General features: G+C 64.6%; 1 protein-coding gene. It reads left to right on the top strand.

The genetic code is table 11. The annotated features are described in order from the left end of the window. Positions 1–2 precede the first annotated feature (2 nt). On the top strand, positions 3–237 hold a 235-nt coding region (locus tag SB816_RS34870; RefSeq protein ID WP_410548608.1), incomplete at its 3' end, for an RsmE family RNA methyltransferase.

Below are 237 nucleotides of genomic sequence, written 5' to 3'. Positions count from 1 at the left end.
AGGTGCTGCGTCTGCAACCCGGCGACACGGTCGTGCTGTTCAACGGCATGGGCGGCGAGTTCAGCGCCGAAATCGTCGAAATGGAGCGGCGCGAGGTGCAAGTGCGCGTCGGCCCGTATCGCGACATCGAAACCGAGCCGCCCTACCGGCTCACGCTCGCGCAAGGCATCGCCGGCAGCGACAAAATGGACTGGCTGATCGAAAAGGCGGTCGAACTGGGCGCGACGAATTTCGTGC

The organism is Achromobacter sp. SIMBA_011, assembly GCF_046535435.1.
Classification (GTDB): domain Bacteria; phylum Pseudomonadota; class Gammaproteobacteria; order Burkholderiales; family Burkholderiaceae_B; genus Achromobacter; species Achromobacter dolens.
This window is presented reverse-complemented; position numbering and strand designations above follow the sequence as displayed.